The sequence below is a fragment of the Aerosakkonema sp. BLCC-F183 genome (assembly GCF_041929145.1).
In the GTDB taxonomy this organism is placed as follows: domain Bacteria; phylum Cyanobacteriota; class Cyanobacteriia; order Cyanobacteriales; family Aerosakkonemataceae; genus Aerosakkonema.
The window spans coordinates 15,663-28,881 of sequence record NZ_JBHFNU010000084.1; the positions used below are offsets into that span (position 1 = coordinate 15,663).

A 13,219-nucleotide genomic window follows, 5' to 3' on the forward strand; every position below is an offset into this window, starting at 1 on the left:
TATGCGATTCCATATATTCCGCGAAATGCGCGTTTTTCTTCTCGTTTGGTTCGGGCAACTGGTATCCCTAATTGGGTCGGGTCTGACTAGCTTTGCTCTGGGAGTTTGGGTGTATCAGCGTACAGGTTCAGTCACCCAATTTTCTCTGATTTTGCTATTTGCTATGCTGCCCACTATCTTGATTTCTCCAGTAGCTGGTGCAATAGTTGACCGATGGAATCGACGTTGGTGTATTATTCTGTCTGACTCCGGTGCGGGGATAACTACGGTGGCGATCGCCCTCTTACTCGCACTAGGCAAACTTGAAATCTGGCACATATATTTTGCTGTCAGCCTTAGTTCTGTCTGCAAAGCCTTTCAGTTGCCCGCTTACACAGCTTCCACCTCTTTATTAGTACCGAAAAAAGACCTACCTCGCGCCACTGGTATGGTTCAGTCAGCACAAGCGTGCGCCCAACTCATCTCTCCCCTGCTGGCTGGAGTTTTGCTAGGAATAGTCCAGCTTACTGGTGTTATTTTAATTGACTTTGCCACCTTCTTGTTTGCCCTCATTACTCTTTTACTCGTTCGCTTTCCTGATGCTAAAACTGCTGCACCTGCAAAAGAGGAGAAAATTTCTCTGTGGCGCGAAACCATTGAAGGCTGGACTTATATTATTGTTCGACCCGGACTTTTAGCGCTGTTAATTATATTCGCGATCAATAATTTTGTTTTTGGGCTGATTGAGGTTTTATTCACGCCGCTGGTACTTTCATTTACTTCTGTCATAGTTCTCGGAACCATTCAGTCTGTTGGGGGTGCAGGAATGCTGCTGGGGGGCGTGGTGATGAGTATGTGGGGAGGTCCGAAACCTTTGATTCGGGGCGTATTTGGTTTTGTATTTCTCGCTCAACTATGCGTTTTAGCATTTGGGCTACGCACTTCTACTACACTTTTCGCCCTGGCTAACTTCTTGTTTTTCTTTAGTTTACCTTTTATCAATGGCTGGTGCGACGCTATTTTGCTCCGAAAAGTCGCTCCCAATATTCAAGGTCGGGTTTTTGCCACAATTAATATGATTTGTTTCTCGTGCATTCCCCTCGCTTATGTTGTAGCTGGCCCCTTAGCCGAGCGCATCTTTGAACCTTTAATGGCGGCTAATGGTTTATTAGCAGGAAGCGTGGGAAAAATCATTGGTGTGGGGCCAGGTCGCGGTATTGGTCTGCTATTTATCACGATGGAAATTATCGTTATCGTTGTGACTGTTGTCGCTTACCGATATCCTCGCTTGCGCTTTGTGGAAGATGAACTGCCGGATGCGATCGAATAGTCAATGCTTTCATAGTGTAGGTAGTGAACGATCGGTCACACTTATCGATCTCCACATCTAGTTGCAGAACCTTAATTTTAGGTCAACCCATATTCAGTATAATTTGTCAAGCAATTTATTAGATGCGATCGCTCTGGGTGCAGGTAGTCGTCACCAATAATATGCGATCGCTGACCTCTTTCGCTTGACGAGCAAAAACACTTAACCCAAATTAGCAGATTTGTTTGCTGTGCGTCCTGTTTCGTTACGCGATCGCCCTACACGCTAGGTAGGTAGGAAACTTTATTGTTGAGATAAATATTTTTTCCAAAGCGCTGACGCGCTTTATTAGTAAGCTAATAACATCAAATATTGTATATACAAATCCCTCCAATAGTTAAATCAAAATTTACAAAACTTTTTATACAAACAGATTCCAGCAATGCTTTAATCCTCCAGATGAACACTAGCTCATCAATATCTCAAAAACTACTCGATACCCTAAAAATTCTCCCACCTCATTGGCGCATAGTTCCCGTTAATCACAACAAACAACCACTGGGATACGCATGGCAACAATACCCTTTATCACCGCTTCAAATGATTAGAGATCTGGCTGATCAAGGCTATATTGCAGTACTAGGAAAAGCTCGCCAGCCTTACTACGTAACTCCCCCTGGCATAGGACTGCTGTGCGGTCAAACAGAAACAGAATTCTTACTAGCACTCGATCTTGATGGTAACAGTGCAATAGCTTTAGTTGACCAACTATCTCGCGGTCAAGGTTTACCTTCTACTGTCGCCTTCACTTCTGGAAGAGAGGGGAGAGCACAGTATCTATTCACACTTCCTTCTTTTCCAAAGATGTTCAAATCACGCCGAATTACCACAGCCCCAGGTGAAGCCCTGGAACTTCGTGGCGAGGGACATCAATCAGTTCTCCCCCCATCGCCCCATCCCCTAACAGGTCATTACCGCTGGATTCACAGACCCGATACCACCCCGGTAGCACCAGCACCCGATTGGATCGTAGAACTGCTTAATGCACCCCAAGCAGAACTGCAAAAATCAAAAGGATTCAAAACGATTGCCCCAGTTTGCGATCGCAAATCCATCTTAGTTGGCCCATCAAGAAATACCTGTACAACCAGCATTACACTCGCCCGACTACTGCTAGAGGTAATCCATCCACACTATGCAGACAACTATCGATCGTGGATTTTTATCGGTATGGCACTCAAATACATCAGTAATTCTCTCCTACCAGACTGGGATACATGGAGCCAACTAAGTAGCAAATACCAACCAGGTGAATGCCAATACAAGTGGTCAAGTTTTAGAGGCTTTGGAGTCACCGATCGCACCCTACATTACTACGCTCATCACTCATAATTCATGTCCCCAAATCACAATCCATACTCCTTAAACGACGACCAAAATCGCCTGCATTTTCTCAATTTAAACTACGAATTACTCGCTGCCGTTGGTTGGCAAGGCTACCTAGAAGAAGGTCGAGGATGTGTAGCAATTGATAACAGTTCCCACAACCAACTATCATCCAGAAAACTTGACAAACAACCCCGCTGGAACTTAGATACTCTTTTGGGCTTTTACATAGGCGAAAAAAGCAATAACTTCCAAGCTTTACTAGGAGGAAAATGGCCAGACACAGAAACAGCACGCCGGGTGGCTGAATACGATCCTAATTGGAAAGTATTAGTCTTAGTTTGGTTTGGAGGAAACAACGGAGACTTTTTAATCCAAGGTATTTCAATTCCCCAACTACCTCCACCGCTTTGTTACCAACAACTACTCCCGCGTCTAAAAGAATTTATCGTTTCTCCAGTATAAGCGAGAGTACATAGCGCTGACGCGCTTGGCATCAATGGTGTTTCCTAACTTCTTTCATTCTCCATTGATGCCAAATTTCTCAATATGTCTCTTACCAACCAAAGCGGGAATCAATCGATTCATATTAACACGAATTTGTCAAGCTTTTCCTTATCCATTCCCACCATTCTTTCCCAACAAAACACAACCGCAGTCACCAATAAAGTAATAAAAGTTTTAGCTCCCATAAAACTCACATCTCCCACAACACCTTTTCATAAGGGAACCCTAGTAACCAATGGCAATAACTTTGGTATAGTTAACAAAATTATACCAGAGTCGCCAACTTCTATCCAAATTTATTGGTGGTCAACTAAAACTGAGAAAATTGAGCTAAAATTTTGGTATTCTTTAGATAATTTAAGGGTGCTAAAAATAGAGCCATTAGCTTTATTTATTCCTCAAAAAACCTTTCTCTCCATCCCAGCAGGCACTTTGGTACTTACAGAAAACAATGAACTATTCCAATGGGCAGAAACACTATTCTGGCTAAAAGAAATCAATGCAGATGGTTATCACTTGCTCAATCAATCTGAAGAATGGCTTTTCCCCCTCGAAAATTTCCCAGGTATCCCTTTCGCCTGTGTGAACGAACTACCCTCAAGAGCAGTTCTAGAAGCAGCTAATCGTCTAAATTACCATCAACTCAAAATCTTGATTTCTCTAGGGTTATCTCTCAACTCTCCAGCAGATATTCTCGAACAACTTTACAACAATCCAGAAATTGAATTTCATCTAAGAAATCAGGTAGATCGCAGTGAATACTTGCAAGGTGAAGACTATCTCCAAACAGATAAATACGCTGCATGGAAAACTGCCTTTTCCTCCCACTTAGAGGAAAAGAAAACTACAATCGGAATGTTTGGTTTTAAAACAGGCGATCGCACAGTCCAATCTATTCCCAAAACAGTTAACCGATCGCACAATAACCGTCATAGTACCTACGATTATCAATTTGGCACTGTAGTAGACCTAGAGCCTCGATCGGACAAACCAGTATCAATCCAGTGGGAACATGAGGAAAGCACAGATAACTATAGTCTACCAGAACTTCAAGAAAATTTCATCAGCCCCATAGTGCTGGTAAAAATATCTGACCAAGTAGGCTATGTTCTGAGTACCGATCGCAAATTTTACCAGGCTATCGTAGGCTTTGCATCAAAATCCATAGCACGTTCTTGGTGGCGAAGAATCAAAAAAGAACTTGGACATTTGAGTGACCTAAAACCAAACTATCATCCTGAAATCCAATACCTAAACAATCAATTGAAAGCCAAGTATTTTTATTTGGCTTCATTTCCCCGCCAAAAAACCCTCAACGCACGACTGCGACATCTGCAAACAGTAGCGAACTGGGACTTAACCAAACATTTGCATAGATAGCAAAAAAATGAATGTAAATTTGCATCTAAATTCATGGTATGCCAGTATCGTTACAACCAGTCCATCCGGTATCTACTGTAACCATTTAGCTGTATGTCTCCTCCTAGAATTACTTACGATTCAAAACAGAGACTCTTGTCACCCAATATTCAGCAGTACTACTGCACTGGCTGATGTCCTCAAAGCACCCATTAATGATGTCAAAAATTCCGTAGATATTTTGCAGAAATTAGGCTTAATCCAAATTGATTATCCCCGTGAACCAGAATTGTTGCTAGCAGGAAGAATTTGCATAAAGCTGAATCAACGTCGAATCTCTAAACTATCCGAAATGAGTGCAATGAACGACCGCAATGGCTACATATACGTAGTGCGTTCCGGGTTAAGTAACCTCTACAAAATCGGTCGCACCACCAACTTCCAAAAACGCCTGAAGACATTGCAGACATCCTGTGCTGTCGAATTAACAGTTGTGAAAACTTTCTTCTCCCGTGATGCAGTGTCTTTAGAAAAAGCGGCACATGACAAATTTGCATATTTCAGACAAAAAGGAGAATGGTTTGAATTAAATTCAGAACAACTAACCCAACTATTATCCTGGTTTGAACATTGCCAATGAAGGAGGCTTTTATGCTTTTATGCAGAAGATAGGAAAGAAAAATATAAATACATTTCCAACCAAATTATGTCAAACTTAGAAACCCAATACGATTTTAACCAGAACACCATCGTCATTCACATTCAGTTATTACCCAAAACTGATTCAGATCGGCCTCGAAATGTGGTAGTAGCTGTAGGCATCAAAAACTCTCCACCTATCATCAACAGCACCACTGTAGAACAGTTAGAACTACCCACTATAGTTAACTCAATGCTATCCCAATTAGAAGCTGAACTCCCTGAAAGAAAAGCGGCGGCGTTGGAGTTAGCAGAGAAACAACAAACTGAAGAAATACCACCGAATTATAAGCAACGAAAAGTGGAAGCACCACCCCCAGTTTCTTCATCCACTCAGACATCCACTACTTCTCCTCAAAAACACCAACTAACTTTGTTCTAAACTATGGCTATAGTCATCCTTGAAGGTCAAAAAATCCCCCTGACTCCCGAACAATCTGCAACAGATGAAAGCATCGTCAATACCTTGCTACCTTTCTATCCAGATGTAGCCAATGCAACTATATCCAGAAAAGTTGTAGGCGATGAAGAACATATAGAAATAGTCAAAAAGGTAGGTACGAAAGGTAATTCCAACCTCATTAAATTCCTCCAAACTGCACCAGAGTCAATTAATCCTGCACTTTCCCTTAGTTGGAAACTTAAACAACTAGAAATTCAGGAGCAATTAACATTAGAAACTCTGGTGAGTATCTCGGAAGAGATTGAAGTAGCTATCGCACAAGGAGAACAAGCAACTAAAGCTACCAACAGTACTATAGCACATTTAACCACTTCTTCCCCCATCCCTTCTAAATATCCAATCCCTAACTTCTAATAATGTCAGTTACAACTGCTGCCATTACACATTTGCGTTCTTGTCAAGTCCCTGTTTCTGTCGGACAGGGACTTGATTATTTAACGCAACTGAGAGAAAGTACGATTTTACTTTCTCTCTACAAAGAAACCTTCCCCGATCAATGGGAAAAATCTATCGCATCTTACTTCCCGCAGGTTTCTAGCTGTCCGTATTCTCCGAGAGAAGTAGAATTTCTAGAATTGGTTGATTCTCAATTATTTCCACTCGGCTTAGATTGCTTTGAATGGGAAGAAAGACTACCTTTTATCCCATTTTGGTCTCTAGAACTCGATTTTTATCAAAGGGAAATAGAAGAATTCGACCTGAGTCAACAATTCTTGATATGTCTGTATGACTCAGCTTATTTACAAGATGATTGGTCTACTCATTTTGGCATAAATCCAGGTTCAGTAATTAGCGCTGAGCGAATTAATTTCGACCAACTCAAGCAGCTATGTAGCTTCGCAGAGGAACCTTTATGCTATCTCTACGAAGCTATTAGTATTATCGACCACAGTACGGGTAGTATTTGGCTTGATGAAACTGAAGAATCTACTTTCTACTTTGAGTGGTCGTCATCAAATCTTTCTATCCTCGCTGCTGATTGGTTATTAGCAGAAGACTTCTGCCAAAAAGCAGAATTACTTTGTCTCTGGTTGAAAGAAAGTAACCAAAATAAACTTGCCACTATCCGCCTTTGGAATGATGCAAAGCCAGCCAAGTTATGACTTTAGCCAACTTAGAAAGTCGGTCGTTGATTAATGCGATCGCACCCAAAGATATCCTCGCTTCCCTCTACATACTTGAAGGACAATATCTACTAAGATACCAACAAGATGACCAAATCTTCACCAAATTCATCTCATCAGAAGCTGTCCGAAATGCGTTCTCTCAATTACCCATTGATTCTGGGTTCCTACCTAGTGGTATCGTCAGGTGGGGAAGCACTACCAAGGGAACTTTCATTGTCAAATTTATTCCGCCATCAAGCAATAATCAACTGACCTTTACTGGGGATAATCAAAATCACGTTTTGTCTATACCGTTACCTGGATTAGTGTTAATGGGTATCGGTCGTCAATATTTCCTTTGGGCGGTAAAAACCAAGCTATTTGATCCAAATGCCCAAGTATTTCACGCACCATTACCCAATATTAATACTTCCGGAGGAATTTGCTTTGGCAACAATCCCATCCCCGATGCTAGCAGTGAGAGTATTGAATTTGTATGGCAATTATTTGGTCGCAGTCCCTTCAATGGCGATAGCGTTGGTGGCAAATCCAAAGCGTTCCCACCAGATATTAGAAAGCAACTAAATTACCTGCACAAACATCAAAAACGGAGTTATCCACTGCGGGATTTAGTTGATTACCCAAGTCGCTACAAAACCCTTGGAGAAATCATAGAATTCATGGTGAAACAAAGTGATGAATCAACTTCCTTTAATTAACTACTTAGTTGCTAAGAAAAAGCCTCTACCTGCCTGCAACGCCTCCATGTACGAATTCATTCTAGCAGGTAATGGAGTTTTTATCCGAGGCATAAGAGATGGATTAAGTGCGATCGCACCACTGGTTGAATGTAACATCCCCGGATTAGAGAAAATCGAACCTGAGTTTCATCTCGAATATCCTCTGGTTCCTGGTGAATTGCTAGAAGAAATCTGGCGACTTTCTCAACAAGCAGCACCCAATGAAATACTCTTTCATTTGTGCTACGAACAAGCATGGAAACTTAGGATTCCTCCACAGACAAACCAGGGACTAAGCGTTACTCGATTAGATAGTTCTCCTCATGTCTTGATAGAAATTCACAGCCATCACGTTTTACCTGCTAACTTTTCTGTTCAAGATGACTCTGAGGAATCCGGCTTCAAAATATATGGAGTCATCGGCACAATTTTTAGCCAACCAACATTACGATTGAGAGTCGGTATCTACCATCAAGTATTTTGGGAAATTCCCGCTCATTTGGTTTTCGATATACCAGCAAAAATTTACGACGCTACCTTAGTTGATTATGTCAGACTCCTCATACCATAATGCGCTCCCTATTCTCCTAACTCCTCACCAACAAATTCAATTCTTCCTGGTTGGTTGTGGGGGAACAGGAGGATTTCTAGCACCAATGTTAGCGAGGTTAATTGTAGCTTTAGAAAAAGGTGGTGTTGCAGCGTCAGGAACTTTGGTTGATTTTGATGTAGTGGATAACCTTAACGTACCCCGTCAAAACTTTTGTGATGCGGATATTGGTTTCAACAAAGCCGAAGTTTTGGCAACTCGATATAGCCTCGCTTATGGGATAAAGCTAGGTGCTTACGCCAATTCCTTCTCTGTGGAAATGATGAAACGACAATGGCACAAACTGATTATTTTGATTGGTTGTGTTGATAATAGTACAGCTAGGACAGAACTTGCTAAAAGTTTGGATTCAACAAACTATTATCACGCCAATAGGGAACTTCCAAGAGTTTGGTGGATGGATTGCGGTAACTTTGGTCAAGGAGTTCCCGCCGGACAAGTTTTGCTTGGTTCGACTAACGATTTTGAGCCAGAAAAAGCGTTTAATGACCTGAATAATTCTAACTTTTGTGTGAATCTTCCATCTCCAAGTTTTCAACATCCCGACTTGCTTGTTCCACAACCAGAGGAATTATCGAACTTACAGTTGTCATGTGCAGAAATAGTAGCTATGAATGCTCAGAGTCTGTTTATCAATCAACGAGTTGCTGCGGAAGCTATTGAGATGTTGTCACAGTTAGTACTGACGAAAAGTTTACGACGATTCGCTACTTATTTCCATTGCGGTAGTGGAAGCAGTCGTTCTCGATATACTTCCCAAGAAACTCTTCTGTCGTTTCCATCCCAGGGGTGAACATAAATCCCTCAATTAGTTCGGATTTTTTAGTTCTAGTTGAGGGAAAAAGCGCGGATGCGCTGGATGGGTTGATGTCAACTTATCCAATTTTCAATGGGAAGAATCCTAACCACAACAGGAAATCCTTGTCCCTTGGGATGTAAATACTGTTTTGCAGCTGCTCCCCAATATAACTCATTCCCTAACCTGTCTGAGGTTAAGCAAGTGAGCTTATTTGCTGCTGATTACCAACATATCCAGCTAGCCTGTGATACTGAACTTTTCATCAATCCTCAACAAGCTCTCAGATTAATAGAAGCTGTCGTAGAAGCGGGGAGTAATGTCTCGTTTATAACTAAAATGGCACTGAGCGATCACTTAGTCGATCGAATTTCTCAAATTAGCCACACAGCCAGGAATAAGGGGATAATTGTCAGTTGCAGTGTTTCATTTACTAGCACACACTCTGCTACTGAGTACGAACCAACCGCCCCTGCACCAGATCGACGCATTGATACCCTCAAAAAGTTGTATCGAGCTGGAGTACACACTAGGGTAGCCATTCGTCCGCTCATTCCTACAGTCAACCTTTGGGAACTTGAAGAACTGGTAGATCGGACAATACCCTACACCTACAGCTACTATTCTGGCCCACTGTGGCTACCCAAACTCGATCCGAATTTCGTAGCTCCAGGTACCGTCATTCGTCACAGGCAAGTTTCTTGGATGCCCGGTAATCCACGCTGGTATCACTTAGAACATCCACAGAAACAGCGATCGCTTGCTGAACATATCGAGCGAAGTGGCAGCTATCTCTACAGCAGCAGTATTGAGGCTATTGCTTACACCCGCGAGCAATATTTCACCAGAGTGGCTTGAGCCTCATAGAGTCCGAGCAAAAATAACGGTAATTTCCGTTATTTTTTTTGGAATAGCGATCGTAGATAGAGCAAGCTTTTAGTTACACTTGCATATCCAATCCCAAAGCGCTGACGCGCCGATATTAATAGTAGGTTTCCCAACTTTATTGTTACCTAAAATGAGCCACTTTTCCACCATAAAAACTACTCTCTCACATGGACAAGCACTTCAAGAAGGACTCAAAGCTCTTTTGGAAGAAATAGGGATTACACCAGAGATTGAAAGTCACGAAAATCCTGTAACTTTGATTAATGACTACGATCGCATGGATTTGCAAGAAGCCAACATTATTATCCGACGCACACAGCTACAAGGCTTAATTGACATTGGCTTTCGCTGGAATCCCGCTCAAAACTGTTACGAAGCTGCGATCGATCCTTGGGATTTTAACAGAAATCTTCTAGGCAATCATTTTGAAAATGTGGAAGATTTCCTAGAACAAGTGCAAATTGCACATAACACGGCTTTTATCAACATCCACTATCCCGCACATCTTTGGTCACAAGAAACCATCACCGCATCAGATGGAACTATGACCACCACTCTCACAAAAAAAGTCGATATTTACGCCTAGAAGGAACTCATGTCAGAACCAACGAAAATCAAAATTACTCAACGCAAAGGACAACCATTAGAAGTGGAAGTCCTCAACGTAACTGGCGATTCTTGCACGGAAATAACAGCGCCATTCAATCAACTCGGTATTTCTCAAACTCAGCTAAAAGAAGAATATTTTGAGCCATCAATTTCTGTAGATACAACCACAGAAATCCACCTCTAAATCAGAGCTTCTTTGCTGCTACGGGATTGGTAAATAGCCCAATCCCTATTTTCAAAAGGACTTTCAACTATGTTTGATACCGACCAACTGTGTATTTGGCTTCGCGCTGGCATCGCTACGGTTACTGTCGATACTCCAGCTGCTTCTGAACCCGCTTTAATCGATAAAATTGTGGTAGATTTACACCAACGCTACCAAACGATTCTCCAATGGGACTGCGGACATCAATTTCTCACACTGGCTCCAGTAACCGAGAGAAATATCATCACTAGAATTGACAAATCTAGTACCAACGGAGTCAAAGTTGAAGCTCATCCTATTGTGACCTTCATCAAGCACCTGGAAAGCCTCATCAATGAAGAAACCAACCCAACTCTCATTATCGCAAAGGATTTCTTAGAATTCATTGCTAAACCCGATTCAAGGAGAGATTGGATTAGGTTGGCTCAAGATTTGTTCTTTGACCTCAAACGTTCTCCCCATCGCTTGATTCTGCTCCACCAAGGATTAAACATTCCTAACTACTTCAAAGATTTAGTTTGGGAAATGTCTAACCCACTCCCCAATGAATCGGAAGTAGAACAAATTAAGCAACACAAACTGGCTAATTTAAGTGCTAATGCCAGACAGAATAATATTACCTTTGAGATGACCTTGAGCGATCGACAACTTGGACATCTCACTCGTGCTTTGCAAGGAATGACACCAGAAGGCATTGACGATATTTTACAAGTAGCTGCCATCTCTCACCGAGGCATCAATCCCCAAGCAATTGACCAAATGCTTGAAATCAAAAAGCAGCACTTGGCAGCTAAAGGTGTCAGCTTTGCACCACCGCCCGACGTTGCAGTTCAAGGACTTCCAGCAATTACCACTTGGGCTACCTTACAACTGCCGCTGTTAGATAGCACCGCCCGCGCTGTCCATAATCTCGAAAAGCCCTCAAATATTCTCTGCGTGGGCGTTTCAGGTACGGGCAAATCTCTGTCTGTCAAAGCACTAGCCGCCAGTTGGGGCATTCCCTGTCTGACTCTGGATATGGGGAAACTGATGTCCAAAGAACTTGGAAGCAGTGAAGCTAACCTCAGAAACATTTTGCAACAAGCAGAAGCACTTGCACCTTGTTTACTTTGGATCGATGAAATGGACAAGCAGCTTACCCAACGTTCCTCTGATACCGATGGGGGTACTACCGCTCGTATGGTAGGAACATTGCTAACTTGGTTAGAAGAGAATAAAGCCGATGTCATAGTTGCCGCAACAGCGAATCGTCCTTGGGGATTTTCTAAGGAGATGTTGCGAAGATTCAAAGTGTTTTATGTGGACTTACCCGACTGCCAAACTAGAGCAGAAATTTGGAAAGTACAGATGGAACACTATCTGATTGAAGCAGACAGTGAATCTGTTCAGCTATTAGCGGAAAACTCTGTTAGCTATACTGGTGCAGAGATTCGTAACATTGTTAAAGAAGCTGCGACGGAGGCATTTGCTAACGGGAGTCCCAGAATGGTAAATGGAGATCGCTTGTTAGCTCTCCTTAACCGTAAACCCGCCCAGTTTCGCAATGATACTGAAGAACTCGAAGCCTTGCGCCAATGGGCTACATCGGGTGGGGCGGAACTAGCAGCGCCGATTGAACAGATGGGTCAAGTATCAAACCTCGATCGCAATGGTAGTATCGAGAGAGAAATCTCTTGGCAATAAATACGTATTTTCCAGGCTTTTATCAACACACCACACTCTCATCAAAAAAGCTCCCAGCCTTCCACAAAAGCTGGGAGTTTTTCTAGGTTAAAAAACATGAAAATCCGTCGTTACCGATTTAACAGAGCCACTGGCAAAATTTACCAAGAGACTTACAGCAGTTTGATAGAGATTCCCGACTATTTGGATGCTGTTATCCTCCATGCTACTCCCCCAGTCTACGGACAACCATTTCCCAATAAGCCTGCTCAGGATTGGATTAATCTGTGCTTTTTGGATCGCGAACTTTCTTGGAGCTTTGCTTTGCTCAACAGTGGTCAATCTGATGCTTTACGACCCTTTCTCAATTACAAAGCTCAACAAAAGGATTTACTCAATTATCTCACTCGCATTAGTTTAGTTCCGCAGCGTTCGAGAAGTGGAAATCATTGGTATGCTTATGGTTTTGAAGCACTGCCTTTACCCGACAATGTAAATCCCATAGAAACTCTTCATTGCTACTCGGAATTACCTTTGCTCGACCCAAATATTTCACTTGACTTTCCTGAGCCAGAACTCAATTTACCACAACTTAAAACCCTTATTTCTCCTCAAATTGAGGTCAAACTGTCCGACACGCGAAGCAGTTTTCTTAATTGGGATTAGCTAAGTTTTTTAATGCCATGCCTTGATAGTGAGGCATGGCATTTTTTTCCAAAGGTGAATTGCGCTGACGCGCCACTAAAAATGGTTCACAGCATCTCACAAAAAGAACAAATGTATCTCACTAATTCTCCTGAATACTTTAACTCAAAAACTCTGCCCAAAAAACGGTTAACTGCTCAAGCACTTTCCAACTTACTTAAATGTCCTGTTTGGGATGGAGCTTACCCACAATTTC

At 42.2% G+C, this 13,219-nt stretch carries 16 protein-coding genes; all 16 read left to right on the top strand.

The window, feature by feature from the left end:
- The first annotated feature begins 1 nt into the window (after position 1).
- On the top strand, positions 2-1,309 hold the full coding sequence (locus ACE1CD_RS24435; protein WP_374798267.1) for an MFS transporter: 1,308 nt from the start codon (positions 2-4) through the stop codon (positions 1,307-1,309).
- 438 nt (positions 1,310-1,747) lie between these two features.
- Entirely contained in the window at positions 1,748-2,680 is a 933-nt protein-coding gene (locus tag ACE1CD_RS24440; protein WP_374798265.1) for a bifunctional DNA primase/polymerase, read from the top strand.
- A 3-nt stretch (positions 2,681-2,683) separates the two neighbouring features.
- Complete coding sequence (locus ACE1CD_RS24445) at positions 2,684-3,139, top strand: hypothetical protein (RefSeq protein WP_374798263.1); 456 nt, start codon at positions 2,684-2,686, stop codon at positions 3,137-3,139.
- Between the two features lie 84 nt (positions 3,140-3,223).
- Positions 3,224-4,561 (top strand): hypothetical protein, encoded by a 1,338-nt coding sequence (locus ACE1CD_RS24450; RefSeq protein WP_374798261.1) that lies wholly within the window; start codon positions 3,224-3,226, stop codon positions 4,559-4,561.
- A 7-nt stretch (positions 4,562-4,568) separates the two neighbouring features.
- Positions 4,569-5,180: a GIY-YIG nuclease family protein gene (locus ACE1CD_RS24455; protein WP_374798259.1), complete on the top strand. Its 612-nt coding sequence runs from the start codon at positions 4,569-4,571 to the stop codon at positions 5,178-5,180.
- A gap of 66 nt (positions 5,181-5,246) precedes the next feature.
- Positions 5,247-5,621: a hypothetical protein gene (locus tag ACE1CD_RS24460; RefSeq protein ID WP_374798257.1), complete on the top strand. Its 375-nt coding sequence runs from the start codon at positions 5,247-5,249 to the stop codon at positions 5,619-5,621.
- A gap of 3 nt (positions 5,622-5,624) precedes the next feature.
- A complete protein-coding gene (locus ACE1CD_RS24465; protein ID WP_374798255.1) occupies positions 5,625-6,056 on the top strand; it encodes a hypothetical protein in 432 nt (143 codons plus the stop codon).
- Between the two features lie 2 nt (positions 6,057-6,058).
- Complete coding sequence (locus ACE1CD_RS24470) at positions 6,059-6,805, top strand: hypothetical protein (protein WP_374798253.1); 747 nt, start codon at positions 6,059-6,061, stop codon at positions 6,803-6,805.
- Entirely contained in the window at positions 6,802-7,527 is a 726-nt protein-coding gene (locus ACE1CD_RS24475; protein ID WP_374798251.1) for a hypothetical protein, read from the top strand. Before ACE1CD_RS24470 ends, ACE1CD_RS24475 begins: the two co-directional genes overlap by 4 nt.
- The gene (locus ACE1CD_RS24480) at positions 7,505-8,119 is read left to right on the top strand and encodes a hypothetical protein (protein WP_374798249.1); all 615 of its coding nucleotides are present in this window, start codon (positions 7,505-7,507) and stop codon (positions 8,117-8,119) included. The genes ACE1CD_RS24475 and ACE1CD_RS24480 overlap by 23 nt, the downstream gene beginning before the upstream one ends.
- The gene (locus ACE1CD_RS24485) at positions 8,097-8,951 is read left to right on the top strand and encodes a ThiF family adenylyltransferase (RefSeq protein ID WP_374798247.1); all 855 of its coding nucleotides are present in this window, start codon (positions 8,097-8,099) and stop codon (positions 8,949-8,951) included. Before ACE1CD_RS24480 ends, ACE1CD_RS24485 begins: the two co-directional genes overlap by 23 nt.
- A gap of 207 nt (positions 8,952-9,158) precedes the next feature.
- Positions 9,159-9,812, top strand: a complete 654-nt coding sequence (locus ACE1CD_RS24490; RefSeq protein ID WP_374826520.1) for a hypothetical protein — start codon at positions 9,159-9,161, stop codon at positions 9,810-9,812.
- 160 nt (positions 9,813-9,972) lie between these two features.
- Complete coding sequence (locus tag ACE1CD_RS24495; protein WP_374798243.1) at positions 9,973-10,428, top strand: hypothetical protein; 456 nt, start codon at positions 9,973-9,975, stop codon at positions 10,426-10,428.
- Between the two features lie 9 nt (positions 10,429-10,437).
- Positions 10,438-10,635, top strand: coding sequence for a DUF2997 domain-containing protein (locus ACE1CD_RS24500; RefSeq protein ID WP_374798241.1), 198 nt, complete (start codon positions 10,438-10,440; stop codon positions 10,633-10,635).
- Positions 10,636-10,704: 69 nt separating this feature from the next.
- Complete coding sequence (locus tag ACE1CD_RS24505) at positions 10,705-12,339, top strand: AAA family ATPase (protein WP_374798239.1); 1,635 nt, start codon at positions 10,705-10,707, stop codon at positions 12,337-12,339.
- A gap of 96 nt (positions 12,340-12,435) precedes the next feature.
- Positions 12,436-12,984, top strand: a complete 549-nt coding sequence (locus tag ACE1CD_RS24510) for a hypothetical protein (RefSeq protein ID WP_374798237.1) — start codon at positions 12,436-12,438, stop codon at positions 12,982-12,984.
- Positions 12,985-13,219: the final 235 nt, after the last annotated feature.

Coding starts and splice junctions, on each gene's coding strand:
- ACE1CD_RS24435 (WP_374798267.1), top strand. CDS start 2: ATGCGATTCCATATATTCCGCGAAATGCGCGTTTTTCTTCTCGTTTGG.
- ACE1CD_RS24440 (WP_374798265.1), top strand. CDS start 1,748: ATGAACACTAGCTCATCAATATCTCAAAAACTACTCGATACCCTAAAA.
- ACE1CD_RS24445 (WP_374798263.1), top strand. CDS start 2,684: ATGTCCCCAAATCACAATCCATACTCCTTAAACGACGACCAAAATCGC.
- ACE1CD_RS24450 (WP_374798261.1), top strand. CDS start 3,224: ATGTCTCTTACCAACCAAAGCGGGAATCAATCGATTCATATTAACACG.
- ACE1CD_RS24455 (WP_374798259.1), top strand. CDS start 4,569: ATGAATGTAAATTTGCATCTAAATTCATGGTATGCCAGTATCGTTACA.
- ACE1CD_RS24460 (WP_374798257.1), top strand. CDS start 5,247: ATGTCAAACTTAGAAACCCAATACGATTTTAACCAGAACACCATCGTC.
- ACE1CD_RS24465 (WP_374798255.1), top strand. CDS start 5,625: ATGGCTATAGTCATCCTTGAAGGTCAAAAAATCCCCCTGACTCCCGAA.
- ACE1CD_RS24470 (WP_374798253.1), top strand. CDS start 6,059: ATGTCAGTTACAACTGCTGCCATTACACATTTGCGTTCTTGTCAAGTC.
- ACE1CD_RS24475 (WP_374798251.1), top strand. CDS start 6,802: ATGACTTTAGCCAACTTAGAAAGTCGGTCGTTGATTAATGCGATCGCA.
- ACE1CD_RS24480 (WP_374798249.1), top strand. CDS start 7,505: ATGAATCAACTTCCTTTAATTAACTACTTAGTTGCTAAGAAAAAGCCT.
- ACE1CD_RS24485 (WP_374798247.1), top strand. CDS start 8,097: ATGTCAGACTCCTCATACCATAATGCGCTCCCTATTCTCCTAACTCCT.
- ACE1CD_RS24495 (WP_374798243.1), top strand. CDS start 9,973: ATGAGCCACTTTTCCACCATAAAAACTACTCTCTCACATGGACAAGCA.
- ACE1CD_RS24500 (WP_374798241.1), top strand. CDS start 10,438: ATGTCAGAACCAACGAAAATCAAAATTACTCAACGCAAAGGACAACCA.
- ACE1CD_RS24505 (WP_374798239.1), top strand. CDS start 10,705: ATGTTTGATACCGACCAACTGTGTATTTGGCTTCGCGCTGGCATCGCT.
- ACE1CD_RS24510 (WP_374798237.1), top strand. CDS start 12,436: ATGAAAATCCGTCGTTACCGATTTAACAGAGCCACTGGCAAAATTTAC.